This window comes from Haloferax mediterranei ATCC 33500, from assembly GCF_000306765.2.
Taxonomy (GTDB): domain Archaea; phylum Halobacteriota; class Halobacteria; order Halobacteriales; family Haloferacaceae; genus Haloferax; species Haloferax mediterranei.
Genome location: NC_017943.1, coordinates 281370 through 296837, shown reverse-complemented (window position 1 = coordinate 296837; position 15468 = coordinate 281370). Strand labels below are relative to the sequence as shown.

General features: G+C 56.0%; 14 protein-coding genes. 4 read left to right on the top strand and 10 right to left on the bottom strand.

All coding sequences use genetic code 11. From position 1 onward, the window contains the following. The first annotated feature begins 931 nt into the window (after nt 1-931). Both HFX_RS16705 and HFX_RS16700 read left to right on the top strand, forming a co-directional pair. A complete protein-coding gene (locus HFX_RS16705; RefSeq protein ID WP_004056466.1) occupies nt 932-2428 on the top strand; it encodes a hypothetical protein in 1497 nt (498 codons plus the stop codon). Between the two features lie 74 nt (nt 2429-2502). Next, nucleotides 2503-3162, top strand: coding sequence for a hypothetical protein (locus tag HFX_RS16700; RefSeq protein ID WP_231512952.1), 660 nt, complete (start codon nt 2503-2505; stop codon nt 3160-3162). Nucleotides 3163-3270: 108 nt separating this feature from the next. Here the strand turns inward: HFX_RS16700 and HFX_RS16695 are convergent, their stop codons facing one another. The 5 genes from HFX_RS16695 to HFX_RS16675 all read right to left on the bottom strand — a co-directional run bounded on the left by HFX_RS16695 (nt 3271) and on the right by HFX_RS16675 (nt 8754). Then, nucleotides 3271-4299 (bottom strand): oligopeptide/dipeptide ABC transporter ATP-binding protein, encoded by a 1029-nt coding sequence (locus HFX_RS16695; protein ID WP_004056468.1) that lies wholly within the window; start codon nt 4297-4299, stop codon nt 3271-3273. Next, complete coding sequence (locus HFX_RS16690) at nt 4296-5387, bottom strand: ABC transporter ATP-binding protein (RefSeq protein WP_004056469.1); 1092 nt, start codon at nt 5385-5387, stop codon at nt 4296-4298. The genes HFX_RS16695 and HFX_RS16690 overlap by 4 nt, the downstream gene beginning before the upstream one ends. After that, complete coding sequence (gene nikC / locus HFX_RS16685; protein WP_179955388.1) at nt 5384-6256, bottom strand: nickel transporter permease; 873 nt, start codon at nt 6254-6256, stop codon at nt 5384-5386. Before nikC ends, HFX_RS16690 begins: the two co-directional genes overlap by 4 nt. Before the next feature lie 59 nt (nt 6257-6315). Further along, nucleotides 6316-7266 (bottom strand): nickel ABC transporter permease, encoded by a 951-nt coding sequence (gene nikB, locus HFX_RS16680; protein WP_014732705.1) that lies wholly within the window; start codon nt 7264-7266, stop codon nt 6316-6318. A 72-nt stretch (nt 7267-7338) separates the two neighbouring features. Beyond that, complete coding sequence (locus tag HFX_RS16675; protein WP_004056472.1) at nt 7339-8754, bottom strand: ABC transporter substrate-binding protein; 1416 nt, start codon at nt 8752-8754, stop codon at nt 7339-7341. A 486-nt stretch (nt 8755-9240) separates the two neighbouring features. On the opposite strand from HFX_RS16675, the gene HFX_RS16670 reads away from it, so the two are divergent. After that, on the top strand, nt 9241-9648 hold the full coding sequence (locus HFX_RS16670; protein WP_014732704.1) for a hypothetical protein: 408 nt from the start codon (nt 9241-9243) through the stop codon (nt 9646-9648). On the opposite strand, the gene halH4 is transcribed toward HFX_RS16670, so the two are convergent. After that, on the bottom strand, nt 9649-10728 hold the full coding sequence (gene halH4 / locus HFX_RS16665) for a halocin-H4 (protein ID WP_014732703.1): 1080 nt from the start codon (nt 10726-10728) through the stop codon (nt 9649-9651). A 551-nt stretch (nt 10729-11279) separates the two neighbouring features. Here halH4 and HFX_RS16660 point away from each other — a divergent pair. Then, nucleotides 11280-11462 (top strand): hypothetical protein, encoded by a 183-nt coding sequence (locus tag HFX_RS16660; RefSeq protein WP_004056475.1) that lies wholly within the window; start codon nt 11280-11282, stop codon nt 11460-11462. 58 nt (nt 11463-11520) lie between these two features. Here HFX_RS16660 and HFX_RS16655 read toward each other — a convergent pair whose 3' ends face one another. The 4 genes from HFX_RS16655 to HFX_RS16640 form a co-directional block, all read right to left on the bottom strand. Then, on the bottom strand, nt 11521-12228 hold the full coding sequence (locus HFX_RS16655) for a hypothetical protein (protein WP_004056476.1): 708 nt from the start codon (nt 12226-12228) through the stop codon (nt 11521-11523). Between the two features lie 86 nt (nt 12229-12314). Next, nucleotides 12315-13019, bottom strand: a complete 705-nt coding sequence (locus HFX_RS16650; protein ID WP_004056477.1) for a hypothetical protein — start codon at nt 13017-13019, stop codon at nt 12315-12317. An 83-nt stretch (nt 13020-13102) separates the two neighbouring features. Continuing rightward, nucleotides 13103-13885: an ABC transporter permease family protein gene (locus HFX_RS16645; protein ID WP_004056478.1), complete on the bottom strand. Its 783-nt coding sequence runs from the start codon at nt 13883-13885 to the stop codon at nt 13103-13105. Next, the gene (locus HFX_RS16640) at nt 13878-14804 is read right to left on the bottom strand and encodes an ABC transporter ATP-binding protein (RefSeq protein WP_238547494.1); all 927 of its coding nucleotides are present in this window, start codon (nt 14802-14804) and stop codon (nt 13878-13880) included. Before HFX_RS16640 ends, HFX_RS16645 begins: the two co-directional genes overlap by 8 nt. Nucleotides 14805-15468: the final 664 nt, after the last annotated feature.

Below are 15468 nucleotides of genomic sequence, written 5' to 3'. Positions count from 1 at the left end.
CTCTAATTGGTGTCGCGTTATTGTACGCGGCTACTGTACGTGGGTGCGTGAGTTCGGTATCGACATGATTGTCCGCGTCATCGGCCCGAGCGACCACGAGACCAAATGCAGGAGCGGCAGCCAGCGGCAATGGAACCCAACCCTCGGAGTTCCGTGGGGACGATACCCGCTGGTGGATTGTTGATAAGTCCGACGCCGAGAAGGTCCAAAACAGCGAAGATGGTCGTCGTTCGTTGAGAGGCCGATCCAGTAGCGTGAGTGCCACGGGAATAAACTAATATTTTGAGTGACTTTATAATTAAATACATCTTGTTGACTATGAGTAATAATAGGTGGGCTATACCAATAGTATCTGGATTTGACTATCTGGTGCAATATCGAGAAAACCAAGGACGACTCAATACTGGATTAGTTGCTGATTTGATACTATATAGGTTGTGACTTTTTCGTTGATTCCTGATGTGGTCGATATCTCAGATATCTTATTTCTCATTAGTCGTCTCAATACCGGTGTGAAACTCTCAATGACAGCTGAACGGCTGCCACGACTACGTTGAACAAAGTCCCGTCGAATCTAGGACTTCTTTCAGAATTCACACCGAGTATTATCTATGATACGACAGTGAGCCGAGTAGCCGCCAACAGATTTATTCAATTCTCACAAGACCGTTCCCGAACTAATAATCAACTATTCTATGAATTCAAACTAGATAATAGGAAGTCAAATCATTACATAATCAAGTAATATAAACAGTTACAAACATACTGCCGTAAATGGCAACATAAATATTCTACCGAAGTACACATTCCACCTCGCAATAATTCGTAGCCTCAAATTGATTCGAAGTATCTGTTGCGGTGATGCGAGTAACTTTCGAAAGGGGCGTTCGCGTGGGCGTTCACGATATCGAACGAGAGCATCGACCTGTTCTTGAAGGGCGTCGACCTCTCGGTCTCGCTTTCGGACGACCCTGCGGCGGGGCTTGCAGGCACGGTCCCGCCGTCGGTCATGGCCATCCTCGGTGGCCTTCTCGTACTCGTCGTCGTCTTCTCCCAGATATGCCTGTTCGTGGCGCTCATTGCGCGACAGATTCTCGTCTACTTCACGTACGCGCTGTTTCCGCTTCTCATCATCTTTTGGGTCGCCGACGCCGGTCCGCTCAAGCACGGGAAGAACCTCTCGGAGAAGTTTTTCAAGGCGACGGGGATGCTCATCCCCGGCGGTATCCTCGTCGCGGGTATCTTAGCGGTCGGCATGAAGTTCACGTCGGAGACGATTAGCACCTTCAGCGGTGCGGCCACTGCCACGGGCGTCGATGCGACGTTCTCCGACCCGTTCGGCGCGGTTATCAACTTGCTCATCATACCGCTCGCGATTGCCGCGACGAGTCTACTGCCGAGCATGAAAATCTCGCAGTGGTTGTCCGGGGCCGGACTCGGGAGTATCCCGACACCCAGCCCGGGACAGGCACTGAGCAAGTCGAAGAATACGATTTCGAACCTGCGTCGAGGCTCGATTTCAGGTGGGATAGGCAGTGGTGGGATGGGCGGCGGTGGCATCAGCTCTGGGGGGGTTGTCGCCCAAGCCAGAGAAACCGGACAGCAAGCGGCCCAGAGCATAGCGGCCGACGATTCGGGTTCGGCAATGGCTGCTGTCGCTGACGGCGGGAACGACCTCGATAACGTGAGCGTGGTTGACAGTTCCGAGGATGTGGACTCCGATGACCTCGGGGGCTTCAATCACCCTGGCTTCGACGACATAGAGATTGACCCGGACAAACCGGGCTACTCCTCTGAGAACATGGAGACGGGCGCGATCAGTACCACCGACGAGTACACCATGGTGGACGCTCGGCGCGAGGCCTCTGCCGAAACCGATGGTTTCACATCTGATGGATTCCGTTTCTATGCTGACGACCCGACCGATGAGCAACGGGACCTACGAGAAAAGCGTGCTCGGAAGCACTACATGGAGAAGAGTGAGGACTTCAGCGAACTCAGCATCACGGACTTCACGGAAGACGAGTTCGCGGACCTCACGGCTGACCAGCAGAGTCGGCTCCAATTCCGGGCGCTCCAGAGCCAGCAGGAGTATCTGGAGGACCAATCAGATGGGGCGGTCGAAGGGTACATCAAAGAGGCAGGGAAAACAGCACTCAGTGGGACCGCCACAACCGTCGCTACTGCTGCCGTCGCTAGCCAATCACTACCCATTGGTATCGGTGCCATCTTGGGAATTGGTGCCGCCGCAGGTGCTCTCGGATACACGTTTCAGCGTGGCGTCGAAAGTCAGGACCACCGTCTCAGCGCTGGTGGTATCTATGGCGGTCTCAAAAATGCCACAGGGAAGGCGAAAAACACATTCAGCCGTTCCGATAGTAGCGACAGTGCGAGTGAGTCTGGAGATACGGACGACGGTATATTCTAACAACCATGGAAACAGAATACCTCGGTAAAAAGAAAGGGCGAATCGGAATCAAGGTCTTCGACGAAAGAGATAGTATGCATAAAGTGGAGGTTGGTCTCGATGGTGAAATCATATTCCACGGGAACGACATCTACCCCCACAAACGCGAAGATCGCACCCAAGACGAACAACGCATCATGAGCCAAGTAGAAGTCCGCGCGAGATATGCGGCCCAACAGGAGTTCCCCGACGCAGATATCCTCGCCCCGATGTGGGACCCGGACTATCTCGACCGAGCAGTCGAAGCAGTCCTTAACTACCCGCTAGAGGACTTCCGGCGTGATTTCCGTGATTTCTACGAGGCTATCTGCGATGTCGAACGCTTCATTGACGACCCCGAGTTCAAACCAGATACGGAAGTGATCTACAAGTTCTTCCGGATGAACGAAGACAACCGTATCGTCGATGTCGCGCCAGTCGCGGTCCGCTACAGCGGTCCTTCGGGTGAGACTCGCCAAACTGGAGACGTAAGTCCGTATGCAGAACACCACGACGATGTGTTCTGTCAATTTGGATGTGTGGAGTTCGAAGATCACGTCACGTTCGAAGAGCACTTCCACGGTGTCGTAGTGGGCCACCTGATGGCACAAATTCGGGACCTCTACTACCATATGGGTGAAATGCCGCCGGAAGAGTACCAAATTGAGGGTATTGGGAAGCTCGATATCAACGGCGACGGGATCGGCGATAACTGACCTCCACCGTCCTCAACAACACCCCCGACAGTAGTAGCGATACCAATCAGACACGATTTCGTAACTCACACTGAGAATACAGTTCGACTATCGCGCTAACGCCACCTATCAGTCATCCGGGTGCATATCCTCGACGTAGTGACACCGCGACTTTCCAGTGTGAGTGTCCGTAAACTCCGGATGCGACTCCTCACACCGGGAATCCGCGTACGAACACCGCGGATGAAAGGGACACCCCGACGGTCGATTTGCTGGATTTGGTGGGTCGCCCGGCAGTGGCTCTGGCGGCGCATCGGCTGGATTATCACTCGGGATTGCACGAACCAATGCCTCCGTGTAGGGATGACTCGGTTGTTCGAAAATCGTCTGAGCCGGGCCACGCTCGACGATTTCTCCCGCGTACATGACCGCCAGTCGGTCGGCGAGATACCGGACGACGTCGAGGTCGTGAGAGATGAACAGATACCCGACGCCGAACTGTCGTTGGAAGTCGGCAAGGAGGTTGAGTATCGTCGCCTGCGTCGCCATGTCGAGTCCGGAAACTGGCTCGTCGAGGACGATTACATCGGGGTCGTGTGCGAGCGCCCGTGCGATGGCGACGCGCTTGAGTTGCCCACCGGAAAGCTCACTCGGATACCGACTCGCGACTTTCGGGTCGAGGTTCACACTACGCAGGAGTGCTTCGACTCCGCCGGACCAGACGGCGCTTCGTGCGCTGGTTGGACCGAGCGATTCCGTGAGTGACCGTCGAATCGTCCACCGTGAGTCGAAGCTGTCGCGAGTGTTCTGAAAGACCACGCCGATACGACGATGTTGTGTTTCGGACCGCTCCGTATACCCTCCCACCGGGTTGCTATCGAGCAAGACGCTCCCGGTGTCGGGTGCCAACTGTCCAGTGACAAGCTTCGCGAGCGTGGACTTTCCACACCCCGACTCGCCGACGAGACCGACGGTCTCGCCTTTCTTGACCGCCAGTGAGACGTCGCAAACCACTCTTGCGACCGACGCTTCGTCCCGTCGAAATAATCGCTTGAGCATCGAGCTACCTGCCGTGAACGCTTTGCTGACGCCTTGTAATTCGACGACTGGTGAATCATTCGAGATGCTTTTATCCTCGTGTATCTCGTCTGAAATCACTGGCTCTCCCCGCTGTTTGGCGCGATTTTTGGCCGGTTCGTCTCAGGGCTGGCCACTCCCGCGTTGTCCTCTCGCGGCGCTTCTACGCAGGCGACGAGATGGCCTGACTCGCTTTCAGTCATCGGAACGTCTCCCTCGCGGCACTCGGGTGTCACGTGAGTGCACCGGTCGGCAAACGGACACCCGTCGTGGCCGCCGATGGCATTCGGCGGTCGGCCTTCGAGCGCGTTGACCCGCTCGTCGGAAGCGACGTTCCGGGTAGAACACGCGAGCAGTGCCCGGGTGTACGGGTGCTCTGGCGTCGTCAGCACGTCCTCGACCGTTCCTGATTCCATTACCTTCCCGCCGTACATGACGACGACGCGGTCGCAGGTCTGTGCGATAACGCCGATATCGTGCGAAATCAGAAGCACGCCCAGATTCCGTTCGTCTCGGAGGGTTCGGAGCCGTCGTAAGATGCCGGCTTGTGTCGTCGTATCCAGTGCTGTCGTGGGTTCGTCGGCGACCAGTAAATCCGGGTCGCTCGCCAGTGCAATCGCGAGTACTGCACGCTGGCGGATACCACCGGAGAACTCGTGCGGAAACCCCGAAGACTGGTGTTCAGGATTCGGAATATCCAACTGGTCCATCAACTCGACAGCGCGCTCGTGCGCATCTCTCCACGAGGCGCGATCACGGAATAACGGTACGCCGAGGAAATCGAGGAGTCGCTGGGACTGACCTGTCTCGTGTATCCGAACCGCTTCGGCAATCTGCTCGCCGACCGGGAACACCGGATTGAGCGTCTCCGCTGGGTCTTGAAAGACCATCGAGACGCGGTCCCCCCTGACTCGACGGAGCGTCGAATCGTCGGCAGCGGTCAGGTCCTCGCCGTCCAGTGTAATCGTCCCGGAAGCGATTCGGCCCGGTTCCTCCAGTCGCAGAATCGACCGGGCGGTGACGGATTTTCCACTTCCGCTTTCGCCGACGATACCGACGATTTCTCCGCGGTCGACTGTGAACGAGACGCCGTCGACCGCGTGGACTATCCCGCGGTCGGTGTCGAACTGTGTGTGCAGATCTTCGATGCGAAGTAGTGGGTCGGTCATAGCTGTTCGAGTTGTGCTGATTGGGTTGGTGAGAGTGCGTCTCTGAGGCTATCGCCGAGGAGGTTGAACCCGAAGACGGTGAGCATGATGAGGACTCCGGGAGCGTTGACGAGCCACCACGCCTCTCGTAAGTAGTTACGCCCCGACGCGAGCATCGTTCCCCACTCGGGCGTCGGCGGTTGTGCGCCCAGACCGAGGAACGAAAGTCCAGCAGTTCCGAGGATAACGCCGCCAATATCGAGCGTCGCGAGCACGACGACTGGTGCAACGACGTTCGGAATCAGGTGACGGGTGACGACATGCATCCGCGACCGACCGAGCAAGCGGGCAGCAGTCACGAACTCGCGTTCTCGAAGTGAGAGTACGCTACTCCGAACTAACCGAGCGTAGGACGCCCAACCGACGACTGCCAATGCGAGCATCACGTTCACGAGACTCGGGCCGAGAACCCCGGCGATAACCAATGCGAGGATGATACCGGGGAATGCGAGTAGCGTATCCACGAGCCGCATCAGTGCTTCGTCGACCCACCCACCGGCGTACCCTGCAACGAGACCGACTGCTGTGCCAACGACAAGTCGAACAGCCGTCACGGCGGCGGCAACGCCGAGTGACAGTCGTGCTCCGTGAAGGAGTCTCGTGAGCACGTCACGGCCGAGTTGGTCGGTTCCGAGCGGATGTTCGACCGATGGGGCTTCCAGTTGATGCTGGAGGTCTTGTTCGACTGGGTCGTAAGGCGACACGAACGGCCCGAACACTGCAAGCATGAGCAACGCGAGGACGACCGCCACCCCGAACTGCGTGAGACGGTCTGATGGAATCGCGTCACGCCACCGACTCCGCCTGCTGGCTTCTTCGCGTGCTGGCACAGTGGTCGACTCCCGACTCGCATCGACTGGTTCCTGACCCACGCTGGACGATTCTCGACTCACGCCGGTTCACTCCTGTGGTCGATTCGGGGGTCGAGCCGTCGATAGGTCAAATCGACTGCAAAGTTCGTCACGACGAAGATAACGCCGACGAGAAGCGTCACTCCCTGAACGATTGGGTAGTCGCGTGCGAAGATTGCATCGACCAGTAACGTTCCGAGCCCCGGTCGCTGGAAGACGACTTCGACGACGACGGCACCGTTGAGGACGTAGCTCAACTGGAGTCCGATGACCGTCACGACGGGGACGAGCGCGTTCCGGAAGGCGTGTTTGTAGACGACGATTCGTTCGAGCAACCCTTTCGACCGGGCCGTTCGGATGTAGGCGGCGTCGAGTGCATCGAGCATCGCTGTTCGGACTAATCGGGTGATAACCGCGGCCATCCCCGACCCGAGCGTGAGCGCCGGGAGAACGAGGTATTCGAACCCACCGGCACCAGCGACGGGGAAGATATCGAGCCAGAGCGAACAGACGATGATGAGCAGGAACCCGAGCCAGAAATTCGGCATCGAAACGCCGAGAAGCGCACCGAACTGTGCGGCGTAGTCAGTTCGACTCCCAGGATTGACCGCGCTCGCAATTCCGGCAGGAACCGCGATTGCGATTGCGACAAGCATCGACGCGACGGCGAGTTCAATCGTGTTCGGCAGTCGCTGGACAATCATCGCGGTCACCGACTGGTCGCTGTAATACGACTGGCCGAAGTCGCCCTGAACTACACCTCCCATCCAGCGAGCGTATTGAACGGGAAACGGGTCGTCGAGACCGTTCGCCGCCCGAAACTGTTCGACCGCTTCTGGCGATGGGGTCTGCCCGCCCATCTGCTGGGTTAGTATCGTCCGTGCCGGGTCTCCGGGCGTGATGAATATCATCCCGTACGTGAGAAGCGAGACTCCGAGGAGGACGACACCCATCGCCAGCAGTCGTCTCAGTAGGTACTGACTATTCATCTCACTCTCCTATCGAACGGTGAATTGAGAAGCTCGTTCTGTTCTCGTTGCTTCGAATCATCTTCGGCCATATCATTGCTCCCGAGAGAGCGACGACCAGCCGACCATCTTGTCGATTGGATGGCCGTCAATTCCGGAGACACTCGATTGGCGTCCGAGGACGTGCTCATTATAGTACAGGGGGATAACCGCCCCAGTGTCAACGACTCGTTTCTGTACCTCTCCGTAGTACTCACGCTTTTTTGCCATCGTTTCGGCTCGGTATCCATCTTCGATGAGACGGTCGATTTCGGGGCCGGGATTGTAGACGCCGGTTCCGTTCCGTTCGTGTAGTTTGCGATTATCGCTTCCCTCCGAGTGGAACATCGCCCGAATGAGGTAATCGCACGCGGCGCTGTTCGACCCGAACCCGACGAGCGTCAAGTTCGCTTCGCCAGCCGTGAACGTGTCGTTGAACGACGCCGGGTCGACCTGCCGTATCTCGCTTTTGACGTTGATATCGGAGAACCAGCCGTTGAGAATCTGTGCGATTGTTCCGTCGTCCGTGTTTTCGCTGTTGACCAGAATCGAGAGTGTCTCCCCGTCGTACTTCGACTTCTCGACGAGTTCTCGTGCCTTCTCTCTGTCCGGGCCGTATGTCGGAAGGTCGTCGTGGACTGCCCACGGAATCACCGAGGAAATCGGCCCTCGGGCCGGTTTACCGATTCCGTTCAGTGCACTCTCGACCAGTTGTTTCTGGTCGACAGCCCAGTTGAGCGCTTTCCGGAGTAGTTCGTCGTCGGTCGGCGATTTGTAGAGATTGACTGCGACGAGCCCCGCGGAGGGGCTTAGTCCTGTTTCGATAGCTGTCTCGGAGGCATCGGAAACGGACGACGCTCTGCTCTTCGGAATCGTCTGTGCGATATCGATTGACCCCTTTTCGAGGGAGAGCAGTCGGGTATTCGGGTCCTTAATCCACTTGAACGTGAGCTTGGAGGGTCGTTCTGCATCGTTCCGGTATCCTTCGTACGGCGTGAGCGTCACTGACTGCTCTTTTTCGACGTGACTTACCTGAAATGGCCCCGTTCCAACAGGTGTGTCGGTCGCATCGGGGTGTTGGATGCCGAAGTAGTTGTGAGAAATTGTTCCCGGAAACGCCGGAAACGGCTCTGTCGTCTGGAACCTGACTGTGTGTTTATCGACTGCTGTTACGCCGTTGGGTTCGACACCGATCCATCCGGGCACCCACGACCATTGCTCGAAGACGCTCTCGAACGAGTGGACGACGGCAGCAGCAGTCAGTGGCTCACCGTTGTGGAAGGTCACGTCCTCTCGGAGTGAGAAGTCCCACGTCGTCTCGTCGACGGCCTCCCAATCCGTCGCCAAAAGCGGTTCAGTCTGCATGTCGTCAGTGACACCCACGAGCGGTTCGAACACGTGGGTGAAATACGGAGTCACGCCGTTGTACACGTCCCACTTCTCCCGTGTTGGGTCACGGGTGACTGCCACGGTGAATGACCCATCTGATTTTGATTGTGAACTACTGCAACCTGCAATCAGGCTGGCGGTGCCTGCTGTGAGTCCGCCAAGAAACTGTCGTCTGGAATATCGTCTACGCCTACGCATTGGTGTTCTCCGCAGAAACTACTGTCACCGCGAAAAAGCTCGAAATACAGCAAAATACCGACTGCAGACTCGGGCCCACCAAGCCGTTCCGAACATGTTCTGTAATCATATCAGGCACACTCTGGTCTGCTTAGAAAACAATTTTGGTTTGGTTATTGAAAGTGCAGTTGTCTGATTCTGGAACATAATTTATCTCCTGAAATAACCACGTCTCGATAATCTGATTCGAATACTCGACCGTGGCCTAAAAATGGGTGGTGGACTGCAGCGTAAGCATGCAAAGTCAGGGAGTGAGCAGTAGTGACTCTTGTCTCTCTTTTCTGCCCCTCCTGCCAAAAACACATTACCAACGGAACACACAGGTTCGGTATGCACCGCCGAACGCTGATTGTATCCGGACTCACCGCGATAGCGACCATCGTAACCGGCTGTCTGGCCGCCCCAACTGATTCACAAGGACCAACGTTTACTATCGACACGGCCGAGTCGCACATGCTTTCGTCTCAGGAACTTATCGCCGTAGTTGGGCTGAAAAAAGATGGTACTGGTGAGGGTGCCCCGACTATCCGATGGGAACTTAACGGCGGGGAGTACACTCAAGCGACTGAACAGCAGTTCGTAATCCCGGAGGATATGTCCGAGACAACAGTGTCTGTCTTTCTTAACTCACCGACCGAAGTCGTACCAGAAAAAATCGAGCGCTCGAGGGTGAAGCTTCTCCGGAGCGGTGCCTCCGACTCTGCCTGGGTAGAGGCACCGCTACAGACGGACGAGTAACTACTGTTTCCTACTCCGTTGTTTCTTTTTTTGCTCTATCTCCTCGTAGATTCGGTCCGGGATACTTGGGTTCTTCACCGGCTCGACCTCTATGAACTTCTTCGGATCGGCAACGTACACCATCTCGTCGGCTGCCGATTTGGAACGTCGGGACCCCGGTGGTCTGGCCGCAGCCACTTCCGTAGCGGGCACTCGGTAGATTCCCTCCTCTTCGAGCGTAGATATCGACTGCGTTGACGGGTCATCCGGCGCAGTGAATGTGACGTAGTACTTGGTCCGGACGGGGAACTCTGGGAAGGCAACGGCGATGTTATCGATCGTGAATGATTCGTACGAGTTCGAAGTCATCTCGTCGCGTGCCAGTAGGTACGTCGACGAATCGGCGTACAACGGCCCACTTAGCCCGTCGTAATCCCATTTTCTCTTGAGCGAACTGTCGTCTTCGTGCTGGCTCGCAATCCAGTTCACCATGTCGCTGAGGAAGTACGTGGCACCGAGTGCAAGACTCCCCATTGCGGGGTTGAGTGCCGTGAGAGCGAGCGTCACTCCGTCCCGAGCGAGCGCAAACTCGGTGTAATCGAACTCCGGTTGGGTATCGGCAGGGGTCGACCCGACCCAGTCGGAATCGTTCCGACTGTATAAATCCTGATTTATGTCGTTGAAGTTAATTTCCTGCCACCACATTTCTTTCGCCTTGTCGTCCTCTTTGACGTCACCGTTACTGTCCACAAATCGACAGGCAGTGGACCCACAAACGGTGAAGTCGAATTCCCAACCCCCGCTTCCATTTCCAAGACTCTCACGGTACACGGGCGGATACATCGTCAGGTCAGTTCCGAGACCGACTCTGAAGTCACCCTCGCCGTACATCTCGGCTCCGGTGTATTTATCATCTATCTGAACACTCTTCGGGTCTCCGTTCGGTCCGGGAGGTGCGATATCAGCGGTCGTAACCGATGAGCCGGTCGCCGCTTGAGTTCGTCCGACTGCCCCGAAACTAAGCGCTCCGAGACTGAAACCGCCGATTTTCTTTAACGTGCCTCGCCGACTTGTCCTTCTCCCATCTCTGTCTTTCGACATACACTTCCCGAATGTGACTCGTGATACATAATTCTTATTGCATACTTAAATTCAGAGCAAATATTTATATTTTTCCGAAAAAATTATCACTTTTATATTATAATAAAATACATATAGGTCGGTTGTCTTTCTGTCCGAAGCTCTCGACCACCGCGTCTTTCCTCTCGTTTGCTGTCGGATGAGCGAACTACCAGTATACTCAGAACGCAACGTACGCGGTCGCGAGCAGAAACATACCACCAGCACGGCAAACAGTCCAGTCTGGGTCCATGTAGGCGCACCCCACTGGACGGGAAACCGTTGAAAATGATGAGACAGAGGGCAGATGCAGTCACCGAAAGCGTAAATTGAAGCTTCTTTTGCGGGTCTTCCTTTGGTTTCTGTAGCCATGCCCTGATAATTACAAAGGAAGTTATACCGATGAGATGGTTGGAACCCATCTCTACGTGGTCTATACTCGTCCACCATGCCGACTTGCATACGTCCCCTGCAGTACCTGTCTACCGAAGAATATGATAACAAATATACCGTTCCCACCACCCTGTCTGTGTATGAGCTCTCCACTTTCGAACCCGTTCGTCCACTACGGAATCGGTCTGAGCAGTACTGCGATTCTCGTCTTTATAGCCTTCACGTTTGTCGATGGCATCACTCGGTGGCTCATGCTGGGAATCGCGGTTCTCGAACTCACTGTCGCCCCCCAAATTCTGAAGCGGGTTGGACAAGCGGCGTAACTCAGCGGCGTCGTAAATTATCGCTGAAGCGACTCGTCAGTGGGTTGCTTTGGCTCTGTTAATTACTCCTCATCTGCGGAATTCCTTCGGGGTGCAACCCGACGAATCGTATCAGAGACCGGACCGCAACGCCGAGCAGCCACCCGCAAATCGCAATCGGTGTTCCCACGCCCAGCGCGATGAGAGTCGCAACACCCAGGGCGTTCGGTAGCGAGACAATCGTCGTCCCCCAGTGATACGTGACTTCGGTCCCATATCGAGTGACTGCCGCCCCGAAAATCGGCGCACTGACCAATACTGCCGTCGGAATGAGTCCGTTGTTGACCGCGGCACTGACCGTGCCAACAGCGAGAAGGAACCCGAAGCCGAGGAAGACGAGTGCCGTCGGGTTCGTCCCGTTCCACGTCCCGAGAGCCCACTCTTCGAGCGCGTAGTAGCCGAACGTCGAGCCGACCCACCAAGCTGTCACGAGGGCAATAATCGGAGCCAACAGCACGGCACCCAACGAGATATCCACCCGGCGGCCGAAGAGCGCTCGACGGAGTGGACCGGTAACGATGTCTCTGACGGGACCGTTGAGTAGTTCCCTCGTTCGACGCAGACTGAACGTGGTCGCTGTACGGGTGAATCGCCAGACACGCTTCAGGAGGTTGTACAACCAAGCTATCGTCAGCACCCCGACTCGCTTGATGAACGCGAGCGCTGCCACGAGATACGTGAGCCCGGTGCCAGCAACGGACTGAACGGTGGACGTATTAGTGGGCATACAATTCGATTAACACGTCTCTCGTAATACTATTACGCTCGATTTCGCTCCATGACCTGTCCAACTCCCACTTCTCATTGTTCTACTTAGTCTCTCATTGCACCAATAAGCAATCGCACATTTGTACTAAATTGGGTGATGAGTGCTTTCGGAAAGCGCCTTCGTGCACCTGTAAGTGCATCGTTGAGTGCCTCCGACGCATCTTCGAACACGCCCTCCCCATGGCCGAGTAAGATGCGCTGCGGTTCCAGCCCACCAAGTATATCCCATGGTGGGAACAGTCGGTGCGAAAGCACCACGCCAAGCCGCTCGTCGCCGACAGTATAGCCCGGTCCTGAGCCGAGTAAGTCCGGAATAATAAGCGTGCCATCCGCCTCACGGTATGCAATCGCCTCTTGCCACATCGAAAGCGGTTCGACTCGATGGACTCGGAATCCGGACTCACCGAACGTCGCCTCGTAGCGCTTGATGGGCGCATCGACCCGCTCGTCGACACGGTCCATCCACTGTGGGACGTGAACGGCCACACCGTGACGATCTGCTATCGTTCCCGCATCTCTCGCATGGTAACTGCATAGCACTGCGACACCGGCGACCGCGCCGAGGCTCTCTAGCAATTCGTCAACTCCCGGTCCGTCCACCGGGTCGATAATCCATACGCCGTCGTCAGCTTTGATTGCGTGGCTCGCTCGCTCCCCTTCTTCGTGTGGATGTGCTAGCCAACTCACACCCTCGTTCCACTGGTTAACCACTCGAATATCCGTTGCGGAGGATCGGTTGTAGACGGGCATGTGTGACTGGATTTATGCGTACTACTCGGTAGTTCCCTTTCAGAACTGTGGGTCGAAGAATAAAATAGCGTATACACGGGGGCTCAGTAGTGACCCAACACCCCTCGCTGTCGAGCTTTCGTCTGGAAATACGAGAACGCAAGGTAGCCGACGGCAAGGTACGCCCCCGCGACGACACAGAGGGTCACCAGCGACGAGACTGGAAGCGCCGTAATTGACGTCCCGTGTTCCATGACTCGGGTGATGAGATTGCTCCCGAGGGTGAGCGGGAGATATTTCACCAACGGATTGACCTCCGGAGAGAGGGCAATAAGCGCTAACAGGGCGAACTGCATGATGTTGAAGATGCTACTGACTCGTTTGTACAGGAGCGCGAGTCCACCCATGAAAAAGCCGATACCGAGCACCGGGAGCACGCTGAGAACCGCGAGCGGAACGACGCTCACGAGGTCGACGGAAATCTGCGCGCCGCTGGTCAGAAGCATGAGGACGAGCACCACGAACCCGAACACGAAGCTAATGAACATGTTGACGAGCGATTTAATCACCATGACCGAACCCAGTCCGACGGGCGACATACTGAGCAACTCCAGCGTTCCCCACTGTGCTTCCCGACTCAAGTCGGACGCGACGGAGGAGTACGAGCCAACTGCAATCGTCCAGATGAAGAACCCGACTACGATTCCGGTGAGCGAATCGTTGATGAGGTTGGGAGCGACCGCTCGTCCGCCGAACACCATCACGGCGAAAAACATGTAGATGGTGAGGATTCTCCCGAGGGTGTTCACGTGGTAGCGTTTCATCACGGTGAGCGATTTCACGAGTGATGCGCGCGCGAATAGCACGGCCGTTCGAACGTCACCCATTGGTCATGCCCTCCATCGCCGCTCTGTCGTTTCGATTCTGTGTCACTTGCAGGTACGCTTCTTCGAGGTCCGATTCTACGTGATCGACTTTCGCCGGAATTACCCCTCGTTCTCGTAGCGTATCCATCAACTCGAACAACTCTCTCCCGTGCTCCAGTCTGACTGTTAGTACCATCTTTGAACCCTGTTCAGTGAATTCAGCGGTGTCAAACCGCCGTTGGATGGCCGTTCTATCCTTCTGTGCGACGGCCGCTTCGATCTCGATTTGGTAGGTTTGTGCCTGAAACAGGTCCGTGAACGACTGCGTCTCTTTGTCTGCAGCGATGCTCCCGTTCGTCATCACGATCACACGGTCGCAGAGCTCCTGTACCGTGTCCATCTCGTGGCTACTGATGATAATGGTCCGTCCATCTTCCTCGGCGAGCGTAGAGAGGTGGCTTCGGAGCGCCCGAGTCGCTTCGACATCGAGCCCGAGCGTCGGCTCGTCCAGAAATAGAATCGGAGTTTCTTGTGCGAGAACACATGCGAGTGCGGCCTTCTGCTTCATCCCGCGCGATAGCTCTCGAACGGGCACGTTCGCTTTCTCGTCGAGGTCGAGATCTTCGAGGATTCGACGCCGTTTTTCGGCGTTCGTTCGCGGATTGATACCGCGGTGACTCATAAAAAACGACATATTCTCTTCGACCGTCAGTCGCCAATATGCGTTTCTGGACCCCTCCAGCATCGCACTGACGTAGTTGTAGACCTGCCGTCGGTTTTCGTAGACATCCACCCCGTTGATCAGCACCTGTCCGGCGTTCGGTTCGACAAGCCCAAGGAGCGACTTTATCGTCGTCGTCTTTCCCGCGCCGTTCGGACCGAGGATACCAACAATCGAACCTCGTTCGATGTTAAACGAGACGTCGTCGACTGCAGTCACTGTCTGGTCGCCGGACGAATACTCTTTTCTGAGCCCTTCGACCGAGATAAGCGGAGATTGTCTAGAATGTGTCGTGCTCTCTATCTCCATGATACTATTCTTGACCTACCATGTGGCAACAATTATTAAAAAGTTATCATTATGTTCGGTGTTGTTCTCCGAGAGTCACAGTTAGCGGGGCCTTCTGTAGACCCGCTTCGAGTCCAATCGTACCGAGAGCTATCATCTCAACTCCGGTACGAGAGAAAGGATGGGAGGCGACAAAATCAACAGGGCGACGAATTCGGCAGACTGTTCACCATCGTGTTCCGACTCGTTGGAGACGTATCCAGCGCCGCGCCGAGGAGTTTGCTCCGGTGGCTCCGGTAACTTCGGTAGTTCCGTCTCAGTCTTGTTCTGGGCCGCTTTCGGACTGGCCGTGTTAGGCGTGCTTCGGCGCGTGCTCGGCACGACTAAGTGAGAGAACGAGAGCGAACTACGGTACATAACAGTCGAAAGCAACAAACAACGCCGCCATTGGAAATCTAGTTGGACCAATGGCAGTTACAGCCGTATCGTTGTCTGCTGGGAGAGTACTTTTCGAACTCGAATACCGCTCTATAACCGATTCAATACCAGCAGAACGCTCCGACGAGGCTGTAATCGAGCCGTATGAGTAGTATTC

What these genes read in the sequence shown, in the direction of transcription:
- HFX_RS16700 (WP_231512952.1), top strand. Translation starts at nt 2,503, where the DNA reads ATGCATAAAGTGGAGGTTGGTCTCGATGGTGAAATCATATTCCACGGG.
- HFX_RS16690 (WP_004056469.1), bottom strand. Translation starts at nt 5,387, where the DNA reads ATGACCGACCCACTACTTCGCATCGAAGATCTGCACACACAGTTCGAC.
- nikB (WP_014732705.1), bottom strand. Translation starts at nt 7,266, where the DNA reads ATGAATAGTCAGTACCTACTGAGACGACTGCTGGCGATGGGTGTCGTC.
- HFX_RS16670 (WP_014732704.1), top strand. Translation starts at nt 9,241, where the DNA reads ATGCACCGCCGAACGCTGATTGTATCCGGACTCACCGCGATAGCGACC.
- halH4 (WP_014732703.1), bottom strand. Translation starts at nt 10,728, where the DNA reads ATGTCGAAAGACAGAGATGGGAGAAGGACAAGTCGGCGAGGCACGTTA.
- HFX_RS16660 (WP_004056475.1), top strand. Translation starts at nt 11,280, where the DNA reads ATGAGCTCTCCACTTTCGAACCCGTTCGTCCACTACGGAATCGGTCTG.
- HFX_RS16655 (WP_004056476.1), bottom strand. Translation starts at nt 12,228, where the DNA reads ATGCCCACTAATACGTCCACCGTTCAGTCCGTTGCTGGCACCGGGCTC.
- HFX_RS16650 (WP_004056477.1), bottom strand. Translation starts at nt 13,019, where the DNA reads ATGCCCGTCTACAACCGATCCTCCGCAACGGATATTCGAGTGGTTAAC.
- HFX_RS16645 (WP_004056478.1), bottom strand. Translation starts at nt 13,885, where the DNA reads ATGGGTGACGTTCGAACGGCCGTGCTATTCGCGCGCGCATCACTCGTG.